At 59.0% G+C, this 11,221-nt stretch carries 14 protein-coding genes; 7 read left to right on the forward strand and 7 right to left on the reverse strand.

Annotation, left to right across the window (positions count from 1 at the left end; all coding sequences use genetic code 11):
• The first annotated feature begins 69 nt into the window (after positions 1 to 69).
• From F568_RS0106520 to F568_RS24850, 3 genes are all read left to right on the forward strand, one after another.
• Positions 70 to 522 (forward strand): Xre family toxin-antitoxin system antitoxin, encoded by a 453-nt coding sequence (locus F568_RS0106520; protein ID WP_019017910.1) that lies wholly within the window; start codon positions 70 to 72, stop codon positions 520 to 522.
• Positions 519 to 983 carry an RES family NAD+ phosphorylase gene (locus F568_RS0106525; protein ID WP_019017911.1) on the forward strand — a complete coding sequence of 155 codons (465 nt, stop codon included), beginning with the start codon at positions 519 to 521 and terminating at the stop codon, positions 981 to 983. Before F568_RS0106520 ends, F568_RS0106525 begins: the two co-directional genes overlap by 4 nt.
• A gap of 207 nt (positions 984 to 1,190) precedes the next feature.
• The gene (locus F568_RS24850) at positions 1,191 to 1,547 is read left to right on the forward strand and encodes a hypothetical protein (protein ID WP_156817363.1); all 357 of its coding nucleotides are present in this window, start codon (positions 1,191 to 1,193) and stop codon (positions 1,545 to 1,547) included.
• Positions 1,548 to 2,208: 661 nt separating this feature from the next.
• Here the strand turns inward: F568_RS24850 and F568_RS25375 are convergent.
• The 7 genes from F568_RS25375 to F568_RS0106560 form a co-directional block, all read right to left on the reverse strand.
• The gene (locus F568_RS25375; protein ID WP_019017913.1) at positions 2,209 to 2,391 is read right to left on the reverse strand and encodes a hypothetical protein; all 183 of its coding nucleotides are present in this window, start codon (positions 2,389 to 2,391) and stop codon (positions 2,209 to 2,211) included.
• Positions 2,384 to 2,521, reverse strand: a complete 138-nt coding sequence (locus F568_RS24860) for a hypothetical protein (protein ID WP_019017914.1) — start codon at positions 2,519 to 2,521, stop codon at positions 2,384 to 2,386. Before F568_RS24860 ends, F568_RS25375 begins: the two co-directional genes overlap by 8 nt.
• A gap of 67 nt (positions 2,522 to 2,588) precedes the next feature.
• Positions 2,589 to 3,314: an ABC transporter ATP-binding protein gene (locus F568_RS0106540; protein WP_019017915.1), complete on the reverse strand. Its 726-nt coding sequence runs from the start codon at positions 3,312 to 3,314 to the stop codon at positions 2,589 to 2,591.
• Positions 3,314 to 4,030 carry an ABC transporter ATP-binding protein gene (locus F568_RS0106545; RefSeq protein WP_019017916.1) on the reverse strand — a complete coding sequence of 239 codons (717 nt, stop codon included), beginning with the start codon at positions 4,028 to 4,030 and terminating at the stop codon, positions 3,314 to 3,316. The genes F568_RS0106540 and F568_RS0106545 overlap by 1 nt, the downstream gene beginning before the upstream one ends.
• A complete protein-coding gene (locus F568_RS0106550) occupies positions 4,008 to 4,961 on the reverse strand; it encodes a branched-chain amino acid ABC transporter permease (protein ID WP_019017917.1) in 954 nt (317 codons plus the stop codon). The genes F568_RS0106545 and F568_RS0106550 overlap by 23 nt, the downstream gene beginning before the upstream one ends.
• Positions 4,958 to 5,842 (reverse strand): branched-chain amino acid ABC transporter permease, encoded by an 885-nt coding sequence (locus tag F568_RS0106555; RefSeq protein WP_019017918.1) that lies wholly within the window; start codon positions 5,840 to 5,842, stop codon positions 4,958 to 4,960. The genes F568_RS0106550 and F568_RS0106555 overlap by 4 nt, the downstream gene beginning before the upstream one ends.
• A gap of 41 nt (positions 5,843 to 5,883) precedes the next feature.
• Positions 5,884 to 7,071: an ABC transporter substrate-binding protein gene (locus tag F568_RS0106560; RefSeq protein ID WP_019017919.1), complete on the reverse strand. Its 1,188-nt coding sequence runs from the start codon at positions 7,069 to 7,071 to the stop codon at positions 5,884 to 5,886.
• 193 nt (positions 7,072 to 7,264) lie between these two features.
• On the opposite strand from F568_RS0106560, the gene F568_RS0106565 reads away from it, so the two are divergent.
• The 4 genes from F568_RS0106565 to F568_RS0106580 all read left to right on the forward strand — a co-directional run.
• Positions 7,265 to 8,680, forward strand: a complete 1,416-nt coding sequence (locus F568_RS0106565; protein ID WP_019017920.1) for an amidase — start codon at positions 7,265 to 7,267, stop codon at positions 8,678 to 8,680.
• 435 nt (positions 8,681 to 9,115) lie between these two features.
• Complete coding sequence (locus tag F568_RS0106570) at positions 9,116 to 9,319, forward strand: hypothetical protein (protein ID WP_019017921.1); 204 nt, start codon at positions 9,116 to 9,118, stop codon at positions 9,317 to 9,319.
• A complete protein-coding gene (locus F568_RS0106575) occupies positions 9,316 to 9,975 on the forward strand; it encodes a VspR family transcription factor (protein ID WP_040475938.1) in 660 nt (219 codons plus the stop codon). The genes F568_RS0106570 and F568_RS0106575 overlap by 4 nt, the downstream gene beginning before the upstream one ends.
• Positions 9,972 to 11,221, forward strand: a 1,250-nt coding sequence (locus F568_RS0106580) for a DEAD/DEAH box helicase (RefSeq protein ID WP_019017923.1), incomplete at its 3' end; no start/stop codon positions are given. The genes F568_RS0106575 and F568_RS0106580, both read left to right, overlap by 4 nt.

An 11,221-nucleotide genomic window follows, 5' to 3' on the forward strand; every position in this document is an offset into this window, starting at 1 on the left:
GCGAAATGATGGCGCGCCAGTCATCTGATACACTTCCAAAGTATCAATTGATATGTTCTGGAGTGGGCCGTGCAAACCGCAATCAAAGAGTACCGACCGAAGGAAACCGCTCGGAAGGAGGACTTCTGGAAGACCCTGGGCCTCCCCTCTCGGGGGCCAAAGCTGCACGAGGCGCTGAATGAGGGTGTCTCATACAAGGTCTACACCAAGCTCGCCGAGACCTCTGGGCTGGAGAGCAAGGAGCTGGCAAGGTATGTGGTGATCTCACCTGCGACATTAAAGCGTCGAGCTGATGCGGGCCATTTCAAACCTGCCGAAGGTGATCGGCTGTACCGCTTCGCTGAGGTCTACAAGAGCGCTGTGGACCTGTTCGAGGGCGACAGAGCAAGAGCGAGGAGGTGGCTCCTCACCCCAGTGCGCGGGCTAGGTGGACGGCGTCCGGTGGAGATGGTGGCGACTACTGCTGGCTCTGAAGCGATACTGGATCTTATCGGCCGGCTTGAGCACGGCGTCTTCGCATGAGCACGGTGCGAGGCTACCGGCTCGTCAAACGGAAGTGGCTGAAGACAGCTTTTGATGGCGAAGGGGCGAGGCTGTATGGCGGGCGCTGGAACAGCAAAGGGAAGGTCTGCGTGTATCTCGCAAGCACGGAATCTCTGGCCATGCTCGAGTTGATGGTTCACCTGGAGGACAACCGGCTGCTGAAGGAATATGCTCTCTTAGAGGTAACGTTTCCGGAAGCCGGGCTAATGCGACTCCCAGATGACCTGCTACCAGACGACTGGAAGGCTGAGCCCGCGCCAGCCTCCACCGCAGAGGTCGGAGACGACTGGCTAGAGGATCAATCGAGCCTAGTGCTAGCCGTCCCAAGCGTCGTGGTGCCCCGAGAAACGAACTATCTGGCCAACCCTAACCATCCTGACTTCGAGGTCTTGGCCAACAGTGCCCAGGAAATCGATTTCGCCCCGGATAAGCGCTTGTAGAGTGGGGGTTCTGAGGTCTCGCCACTACCCTACCCTGGCGCCTGGTACTGTCTCGTTAACCGATTTTTGCCTACTACGGAGCTGGACAACTTCGCTCTCTACTCCAGCCGTTTCGTTATGTGATCGTATGCGTCCGGTGGGCATACCTTCCGCTGAGCCCGACTTCAAGACGGTAAGTGTCCACCTATTACGTAGTGGACACCTATCATGAGTGAGTTAAGTGTATTGGCGACGCCTCGGAAGCGCCGCCGAGCTCAAGGCCAGGATCGTCGAGGCGTGCCAACAGCCCGTCGCCTCAGTGGCCAGCATCGCGTTGGAGCATCCGCGGAATGCCAACCTGGCGCACAGATGGAACCGTGCTGCGCGTCGGAAAGAGCCGGTGAGTGTCACGCCGGCATTCATCCCGGCGCCGATGGCAAGCACCCCAGCGCCGGTGGCAACACAGTGGAGAGTGTCGAGTCCATTCGCCTCTCGATTCCGGGCGTCAAGGGAGCAATAACCATCGAGTGGCCAGTAGATGATGCCCAGGGTTGTCGGGCGCTGCTTCGGAATCTGCTGTCGTGATCCGTATCGACGAGATCTGGCTGGCCACCAAGCCGTTGGACATGCGCGCCGGCCCGGATACCGCTGTTCTGGTCAAGTCAGAGCAGACACGTTCTCAAGCTACGGCTGCCAGTTTAACTTCCCTTCAAGTAGCCCAGGTGGAGCCGGCAACAAGTTGGCCGGTGCCATCCCTCCTGCATCGCGGTGCCACCGCGATCCCACCGGCGGCTATACATCACACGCCAAGGCTGCATCCACACTCGATAGTTCCTCAGCAATGCCTCCCAGAGCGCGCGCTTGGTCTCCCACTGATTGATGCTGCGCGGCCATGCGAACGCATCGGTGCCCGCCCCGTCTGTTCAGTACCCAGCCACGAGATCGCCCTATGTAACATCGAGATGTTGCGACGACTAATCGAATCTGACACTGCCGCGGCCTTCGAGTCGTTTATCTGTTTGAGTGTAATAGCACGGTGCTTCTGGAAGGGCTTGTGCGTTTCGAGCTGACCATGAGTGAGCTCGAGGCTTTCATACAGCTGTGCGTTGCAGTGCCCGACGAAAGCTCAACGCCTCCGCTGCCCTGATTTGCTACCCGAGATATCTTTGAGCCCGCCTGATACGTACTTGTGCAGAACACTTGATACCAGAGACTGATAGGGAAGCCCCTCTTCCAAGGCACGACGCTAAAGTGCTTCCAAATCACGGTTCGAAATACGGATATTGATGCGTTTGTCTTTCCTAGAAAAATTTTCCGCCGCCTTGGCAAGATAGGCTCGGCGTGTGTTATTTAAATCAGACTCGAACTTACCGTCTTCATAGGCTTCAAGAAGCTCTTGCTCTTCTCGATTTAGCTTAGTTTTACTCATCAGCTTGCCCCTTTAAATACTGTTTGAAGGCTCTACGACTGGGAATGATTGCCTTGAGAAAGATTTCTTCATCCTTTTCAACATAGGGCACCAGCCATGCATAATCATCGACCTTTACCACCACGGCCATAGTACTCGCCTTCTGGAACGAGGCCACCTTTTGTGAGCCCCTAGCGCCACCGGCTTTTCAGCCTCCCCTACAGACCCAAATAGGCTTTCTTGATCATGTCGTTACCTTGCAGCTCAGCGGAAGGACCATCCAGCACCTGATGGCCGTTTTCGAGCACATAAGCACGGTCGCTCACCTGCAAAACCTGTTTTACGTTTTGTTCAACCAGCAGTATGGGCATGCCGGTATCGGCCACACGGCGTATGGCTGCCATCACGTCCTTCACCAACAGCGGTGACAGGCCAAGGCTCGGCTCATCCAAAAGAAGCATTTTGGGCCCCAACATTAGCGCCCGGGCAATGGCCACCATCTGCTGCTGGCCCCCGGAGAGTTGAGCAGCCTTGTCGCGTGCATACTCTTTTAGATCCGGAAACAGCGCATGCACCCTTTCCAAATTTTCGTCCCGCTTGGCACGTGCCTGCGGCAGCGACGCCCCCAACAACAGGTTGTCATGCACTGTCATGTTTCCGAACAGTTGTCGGCCCATTGGCACGTGAGCCAGGCCCAACCGAGCCATTTCGTGAGGTTTGCGTCCCGAGACTTCCTGGCCGTCGAAGTGGATGGTGCCCCGCCACGGCTTAATCATTCCCGAGACGGCCCGCAGCATGGTCGATTTGCCACTTCCATTACCTCCAATCAGGCCAACCAGCTCACCGGCCCTGACCTTCAGCGAGGCATTGAATACCACCTTCAGGCTGCCGTAACCCAGGTCGACATTCTGGACATTCAGCACGCTGGGCGTCTGCTCTGTCATCAATCTTCCCCCAGATAGGCGGTGATGACACGCGGATCCTCGATAACTTCACGAGGCAGCCCCTCGGTGATCACATGCCCGTTAGCCATTACGATCACATGGTCTGAGAGTTCGATAATCGCCTCCATGATGTGCTCAACCATCACAATGGTCAGGTCCTGCGCTGCCAACTCGCGGACAAAGCCGATCATTTCCTTGAGTGCCGGAGGGTTGAGCCCAGCCATCATCTCATCGAGAAACAGCACGCGGGGCTGAACGGCCAGCGCCTTGGCCAGTTCCAAGCGCCGCCGACGCGCCAGGTTGAGGTCCAGGGCGGGTTGGTCATGGCGATCCGCCAGGCCGACCTGCTCCAATACCTGCATGGCCAACTGCTCGGCATGGCGACGCTTGGGCTCACGCAGAAAGGCGGCAACCAGTACGTTTTCAAGCAGGGTCAATTCTTCAAAGGGGCGTTCAGTCTGAAAGGTACGCCCCATGCCGGCTCGGACCCTGGCATGGGGGGCTAGGTGTGTCACATCCTGGCCATGCAAGGCGATGCGCCCCGCCTTCAGCGGCACGAACCCGGTCAGTGCATTGAACAGTGTGGTCTTGCCCGCCCCGTTTGGCCCGATGAGGCCGAGAATCGTCCCCTGTTGCACATCGAGGGAGACATTATCGACCGCCACCACGCCACCGAACTGCACCGTGATGCCATCAGCTTTGAGCGCGCTTGGCATAAGCCCTCCGGATCAAATAACGCGCCGGCTCACCAACGATCCCCCTGGGTAGGAACATCACCACTAGCATGATTAAGAGGCCGTAAATCAGCATGTTCGCCTCGGCGAAGGTGGTCCGGAATACCTCGCCCGATCCCACAACCAGAAGCGCGCCTACGCATGGCCCCCAGATAGTGCCACGTCCGCCGATAATCGCGGTCAGGGCGATCTGTACCGAGAGCAACAGGTAGAAGATAACGTGAGGCTCAAGAAAAGAGAGAAAGATGGCGTAGATCCCTCCGCCGAGAGCGGTCAGCGCACCGGAGAGCATGAAGGCCTTGAGCTTCACGGTAGTAGGATTGATGCCCGAAGCCATCGCCGAGTCCTCGTCCTCCCGCACCGCCCGCAGTTGATAGCCAAACTTGTTCCGGGACATGGCAATCACGGTAAGAACCGTCAATGCGGCGAAGGCCAATGCCAAGTAATAGTTAGTCTGCCGAGCAAAAAGGTCCAGGCCGAAGGGTTCCGGCAAACTCATAATGAAAACCCCGGTGGCCCCCCCGGTTAACCAGCCCTCATTGATAGCGACTAGGCGTAAGATTTCGGCAATGGCAATGGTAGACAGGGTGAAATAGGGGCCTGTTAGCTTGAAGGTCAGTCGGCCCCACAGGTAGGCCAACACTGCTGCCGCTACCAAGGCCATTGCTACTGCCCACCAAGGCGCGATCCCGTACTGCGAAGCGCCTACCGCCACGAAGTAACCGCCCAGACCCACGAAGCTGGCATGCCCCAGGCTCACCTGCCCGGCCCACCCCCCCAGGATATCCCAGGCGGTGGCCCAGCCAGCGAACAGCAGCAGCGTAATGGCCACCGACAGATAACCGGGAAAGGCCTGGGGATAGAGGATCCCCAGCACGACCAGCCCGGACAGGATCAAGTAATGCCTGTTCATACACGCTTCACCGTTTTGCCGAATAAGCCCTCGGGTCGCAGTAGTAATACCAGCAGGAACACCAGCAGACCGTAGGCGTCACGGTAGTCCGAAGTAAGATACGAGGCGCCCAGGACTTCCACGACCCCGAGCAGCAAGCCACCGGCAATGGCGGCTCCGATATTGCCGAGCCCGCCCAGCACCGTGACCACAAACGCCTTGAGGGTGAAGATCGCTCCGGAGAAGGTCGGGGTGGCAAACAACAGCGGAATCAGCACCACACCGGCCGTGACCGCCAAGGCCATGCCAATACCGAATACCACCGCCTCGATCCATCGTGTGTTGATACCCACCAGTTCGGCACCTAAACGATTATCCGCCGTGGCACGTATGGATCGGCCCAACTCGGTATGGTTGAGGATGGCGTACAGAGCGGTAATCACGATCAGCGTGGCCAGCCCGGCCAGCAGCAAAATCACCGAAAGGCTTATCTCCCCCAGCGACAGGGTGCTTGAGGCATAAGCCACGTGAACTGACTGGGGCTCGGCGCCGAAGGTCAGCAATAGGATGTTGCCGATGACCAGCGCGAGTCCCAGGGTGACCAACAGCGAACTCTCGGGAGGTGCCTCTACCAGCCGGGACAACACCAAACGCTGCAGGATCGCCCCGGTCAGGAAGCCGAGCGGCATGGCGACAAGCAGCGTCAGGTAGGGGTCCCAGCCGAAAAGGGTATTAAGCAGCACCGCGCAATACATCCCCAGGATCACGAAGTCGCCATGCGCGAAGTTGATCGTCTTCATCACCCCGAACACCAGCGTCAGCCCCACGCCGATCAGGGCATAAACCCCGCCGATCAGTAACCCATTGGACAGGTTCTGCAGAAAGGAAACGTAGTCCAGCATTGCGGCCTCTATGGTTATGCCACACCGACGCTAAGCTAAGCTCAGCGCTCATCCCAGGACGGTGTCGGGTAGCGAACTTTCTCGGCAGCCAGGTCGGCCGGAAACACGGTGACGTGCTCGCCATCCTGGATCTGCAACACAAGGCTGCGAATAGGATTTTGTCCCTGGAAGCCATCGAAGCTTTCGAACTTCACGTGCGTCACCGGCGTATCCAGATCGGTTTCGGCCAGCGCATCACGCACGTCACTGCGCTCCAAGGATTCGGCACGTTCCAGTGCATCGGCGGCCACGCGCAGGGCAAGATATCCCTCTGCCTCGTAGAAGGTCGGCTCTTCACCGGTCTTGGCTTTGAGGCGCTGGTAAAGATCTTCGACACCGTCGCGCTGCACGTCCTTACTCCAGCTCACCACGGTGGCTACATATTCGGAGAGATCACCCACTTGATTGATGAAGCTCGGCAATGCGGCACCGGTATCGATGGCCACGGCCTTGGCATTAAGGTTCACTTCGCGCAGCTGGCGGGCGATGGCTACGCCATCCTCGGCATAGGCGACGACATACAGCAGGTCGGGATCCTCGGCGCGGAAGCGGTTGAGGATCGGTCGAAAATCGAAGGTGCCTTGATCATAGGACGCGTTTCCTACGACTTCATAACCCCGCTCTTCCGCTAAGCGAGCGCCCTCCTTAGCCAACGACTCTGGCCAAGCGCCGTTGCCGTAAAGCATGGCGACGGTCTTTAAGCTGTCGTCGAAATTCTCGCGCAGGTAATCGAAATAATCGAAGTAAGTCTTGGCCACAATAGTGGAGTTATGCTTGGCACGGAACACCCAAGGGGAACCCGGCTTGGTGATGCTGTTATCGGCACTGCCAAGCACAATCAGCGGAATCTCCTTACGGGTCATGAGCTGCGCCATGGGGCCGGTGATGCTTGAGGCATAGGAGCCCATGATCAATGGGACATCCTGACGATTCAGCGACTCGACGGCCGCCAGAGCACTGCTGGCCTCGGAGCGGTCATCTTGTACCCGCAGGGAGATCGGCTCCCCCTTCACCCCACCGGCGCTATTGATTTCCTCCAACGCCACTTCCATGCCTGCCTGGTAACGTTGCCCGAAGGCCGCGAATGCGCCGGAAAGGCTATTGATCACACCAATTTCAATATCTGCCAGCACGGGCTGGGTCATAAGTAGCCATGGGGCTACCGCAGTAGCCGCGAGTAGTTTTTTCATTGGCTTGCCTCGTTATTGTTGGACGGCTTCACAAATTTACGTCGACTTTTTCTTAGCATTTTCTTATCGACTAATCTTGTATATACCATGCCTCCAAGCGGACGCAAGGAAGCCTAAAAATACGGTTTTTGCCAGTTTTATTAGCCAAGGGCCGTATAACCTTCGACGAAAGCAATAAAATAGGAGCGGTCGTATGACCATGCCTCAAGATCCCGTGGCAGCATTGGGAATCAACGGCTTTGCTGCTGCCTTGCGCGGTGGCGAGATCACCTCGGAAGCGGCCGTGAACGCCTACCTGGCACGCATTGATGTTCTCGACCCCCTACTTCAAGCCTACGAGTGTGTCGATGCCGAGCGCGCCTTGGCTACGGCAAGAGCCATGGACAGCCTCTTGGCCTGTGGAATCGATTTGGGCCCACTCATGGGGCTGCCTGTCTCGGTCAAGGATCTGTTCGTGATTGACGGCTTTACCCCTCATGCCGGCTCCAACCTGCCAATACAGGAGCGCCTTGGAACTGAGGAAGGCCGATTTATACGCGCGTTGAAAGAGACTGGCTGCGTGATCCTTGGCACCACGCGGATGGTGGAGTTCGCGCTGGGCATCACCGGACACTCGGTCTCGCGTGGTACGCCCTGGAACCCGTGGGACGACCAGCATCATCGCCTGCCGGGTGGGTCCAGCTCGGGAGCCGCCGTAGCGCTCTCCGCCGGTCTCTGTGCTCTCTCCGTGGGGAGCGACACTGGCGGCTCAGTGCGCGTGCCGGCGGCCATGTGTGGCTTGTTCGGCCTCAAAACCACGGCGGGGCTTTGGCCCAACGACGGCGCCTTTCCTCTAGAGCCCAACACCGACACCATTGGTCTACTGACCCGCTCCGCCCAGGATGCTGCCATTGCTTTCGAGAGCCTGCACGCACGACTCAACGCGGCTTCGGTGTCCGGCTGCCCTCCCCTGGATCCCGCGCGACTCGCCTTGGGCATTCCCGAGCATTACTTTCTTGATGACTTGGCCCCGGACATGCGGGCCGCCTACGATATAAGCCTCGCCAAGATCAAGGCTGCAGGTGCCAATCTCAAATCGATGACAATTCCCCATGTAGACGGGCGCGAACGCTACTTCCCCGTGGCCATGTCCACCCACCTGTTGGCCTGGCTGGGTGAAGACACATTTCTTGATCAACGGGAGAAAATCGATCCGATCATTCGTGCACGCATCGAGAAAGGGCTGGCTATAAAGGCTCATGACTACCTGGCGTTGGCTCAGGAACGCCAACAGCACATCGACAGCGCCCGGTCAGTGTTCGATGCCGTGGATGTCGTTATCAGCCCCACTACCCAAGGGCCACCACGCCGTGTGGAGGAACTGAATGATTCCGACGTAGCCATGCAAGCCGCCATGGGCATGACGCGCAATACCCAGCCCGCCAATTACTTCGACTGGTGTGCCGTGACCCTACCGATGGGCATCAGCCAGGAGGGTCTCCCCCTTGGCTTGCAGTTGAACGCTCCGGGACACAGCGAGGCCAGATTGTTACAGATCGCTATCGCTATTGAGTCGCTGCTCGATCCACCTGCGCAGCCCGCGCCCTTCCATGGGCACTCCCTGCGGTAACACGCCGCATATAATGAAGCAGCCCGGCACAAGGCCGGGCTGCTAACTCATAGAGTCACGCAAGGCCCATCTACATCACAGTCGTTTCGAGAGGCCTCAGAAGTATACGCAAGAACAATTCCGCACCTTGGTCGTCACCCACCGCGTGCTGTGCACTTCTCTCACAGTTTACGAGGCGCCTCTCCAATGCTAGATTGAAAAAGTCGAGTCAGAATACTCGACCGGGTTTGGCGACCCGACAATACTCTAGGCGCACAAGCGCCCCCTGCCATGGTTGGCGCTATTTTTGTGCCTGCCATGTCTATGGCGGTCGTGCGTGGGAGACCCTCGGGTCTACCGGCTTCCTAGAGTGCCGGTTCGCCAACCTGCGTACGGCCGCCCCCATGCTGTTTGGCGACAGCAGGGACGGCTCCATAAACTCTAGGAGCCCTACCCATGGTCAAGTTGACTGTGCCCTCCCACCGTAGCCGCCGCGCGCGTGCTGCCGCCCATCGCGCCATGGCGTTCGCCGCCCTGGCATCCAACAGCAGCGAATGCGTGCGCTATCGCCGTTACCATGCTCACATGCGCCTGGTCGAGGCTTTGTCTCGTGCCGCCGACTGCGACGGATCCTCTGCTCCGCGTGAGGTGAACGCATGAGCCCCATGGCCCACCCTACCTCAGAGACCTCCATTCTCTCGACGACCCGCCACCGCGATACCGGCCATGAGCCGCTCAACCGCCTGGTGGGAGAGCACTTGGACAGGCTGCTGATGCACTATGCCCGTCACGATGATGCCTTTACCGTCTGCGAACTACGGGACCAGCTACTCAAGGAGCCCGAACTGGAGCAGGCCTGTCCAGAGACACTGCGCCTGCGTGTTCGTGACCGAGTCAGAACACTTAACCATCAAGGTCTGGCCCACCAGGTGGGCACTCAGGGCAAGCGCCGCCCGGTGTTCAAACTCGATCTCGGTGACGCCGATGCAGATGTAGCTACAACCGAGCCCGCTGAGATACCCCTGCCTTCGTCCGCTGAGTCATCCGAGGACGCCGAAGCTCCCCCGCTATCCGATGCGTCAGCCACTCGCTTTCTCGACTACCTCAACCGCGAGAGGCAGCGACTCAGGATGGACATGCAGGCGGCGCTGGGGGAAGCCCGCCACTACCACCAGATTCTGTCGCAGTTTCCCGAGCAGCAAGCGCGCATTGAGCCACTACACCATGCCGCGCTGGAGCGCGGCGGTGAGCTCAAGGGGGCGTTGGATGCCGTGATCACGCTGTATCGCTCCGTCAGTCAGGAGGTCGCCCCATGAGTGCTCTGAACTCAAAGCCGACCAGTCTGACAGGAGAACAGCCGCCCCTGCGCTCCTGGCAAGTCCGGTGCATCCGTCAGGCTCTGCAGACTCTGTCACCGGCGAGCCCGCACTTTCTGTGCCAGGCTACGCCCGGGGCCGGCAAGATGCGGATGGCTGCGGTGCTGGCGGACGAACTGATGGGCCGCGGCGACATCGATACAGTGATCTATCTTGGCCCCACCACCTCGGTGGTGGAACGCGCCGCCGAGACCCTGAGCGAAGTGACTGGCCAGTCCATGAACGGTCGGCTGGGCGCCGCCGGGGCGACGTACACCTATCACGCGCTGCATCATCGCCTGGATGAGCTCAAGCGGCTATGCGAACAGGCCCGCGTGCTACTGATCTGGGATGAAAGCCATCACGCTGCCGGCCGCAACGATGGCATGGGTGGAATGAATGGCGCCAATCGCTGGGGATTGGCCCTGTTGGCACTGGAGCGCCATGTCCGCTATACCCTGGCGCTGTCAGGCACTCCGTGGCGCACCGACGGCAGTTGCCTACCGCTGTTGCGTTACATGACAGCCACGCCCGATGCGCCGGGCCCTGATAACTCTTTCACTGGCGTGAACGACGAGCAGGCGGAACCCGCAGAATACCAGTTGCTCCCCGATTTCATCTATTCGTTGTCAGAGGCCATTCAGGAATCGATCTGTCGACTTCCGCGTCTTCATCTCGTCGATAATAGCGACATCCAGCTTACCGCCTATCACCTGCACAGCGGTCGCACCGAGACACATCGTTATACCAGCATTCCTCACCTGCTGCGCCACCCGGCCATGCACTACAGCAACCTGCTTCGCCACAGTGCCCCGATGGCCCATCTGTTGGACTTGGGTTGTCAGCAGCTCCTCGCGCTGCGCCAATACGACCCTGACGCAGCGGGGCTGGTAGTGGCCTCCGATATTGCTCATGCCGAGACGCTGGCCGAGCAGTTGGAGGATCGCGGCCAGACGGTCTGTCTGGTCACCAGCAAATCTCCAGGCGCCCATGCACGACTGCGTGCTTTTCGGAAGGACACGATGCCTTGGATCGTCGCGGTGGGCATGGTTAGTGAAGGCGTGGATATCCCCCGCTTGCGGGTCTGTTGCTACCTTAGCCATGTCCGCACCGAGCAGTCGTTTCGCCAGGTGCTGGGCCGTATCATCCGGCGCGAAGGGACAGACGATCCCGAGTGCTATCTCTTTGCCCTCAACGAGCCGACCCT

Origin of the sequence: Modicisalibacter luteus DSM 23508 (genome assembly GCF_000378505.1) — a bacterium.
Taxonomy (GTDB): Bacteria; Pseudomonadota; Gammaproteobacteria; order Pseudomonadales; family Halomonadaceae; genus Modicisalibacter; species Modicisalibacter luteus.

Coding starts and splice junctions, on each gene's coding strand:
- F568_RS0106545 (WP_019017916.1), bottom strand. CDS start 4,030: ATGCCAAGCGCGCTCAAAGCTGATGGCATCACGGTGCAGTTCGGTGGC.
- F568_RS0106570 (WP_019017921.1), top strand. CDS start 9,116: ATGGTCAAGTTGACTGTGCCCTCCCACCGTAGCCGCCGCGCGCGTGCT.
- F568_RS25375 (WP_019017913.1), bottom strand. CDS start 2,391: ATGAGTAAAACTAAGCTAAATCGAGAAGAGCAAGAGCTTCTTGAAGCC.
- F568_RS0106565 (WP_019017920.1), top strand. CDS start 7,265: ATGACCATGCCTCAAGATCCCGTGGCAGCATTGGGAATCAACGGCTTT.
- F568_RS0106555 (WP_019017918.1), bottom strand. CDS start 5,842: ATGCTGGACTACGTTTCCTTTCTGCAGAACCTGTCCAATGGGTTACTG.
- F568_RS0106575 (WP_040475938.1), top strand. CDS start 9,316: ATGAGCCCCATGGCCCACCCTACCTCAGAGACCTCCATTCTCTCGACG.
- F568_RS24860 (WP_019017914.1), bottom strand. CDS start 2,521: ATGGCCGTGGTGGTAAAGGTCGATGATTATGCATGGCTGGTGCCCTAT.
- F568_RS0106550 (WP_019017917.1), bottom strand. CDS start 4,961: ATGAACAGGCATTACTTGATCCTGTCCGGGCTGGTCGTGCTGGGGATC.
- F568_RS0106560 (WP_019017919.1), bottom strand. CDS start 7,071: ATGAAAAAACTACTCGCGGCTACTGCGGTAGCCCCATGGCTACTTATG.
- F568_RS0106525 (WP_019017911.1), top strand. CDS start 519: ATGAGCACGGTGCGAGGCTACCGGCTCGTCAAACGGAAGTGGCTGAAG.
- F568_RS0106540 (WP_019017915.1), bottom strand. CDS start 3,314: ATGACAGAGCAGACGCCCAGCGTGCTGAATGTCCAGAATGTCGACCTG.
- F568_RS24850 (WP_156817363.1), top strand. CDS start 1,191: ATGAGTGAGTTAAGTGTATTGGCGACGCCTCGGAAGCGCCGCCGAGCT.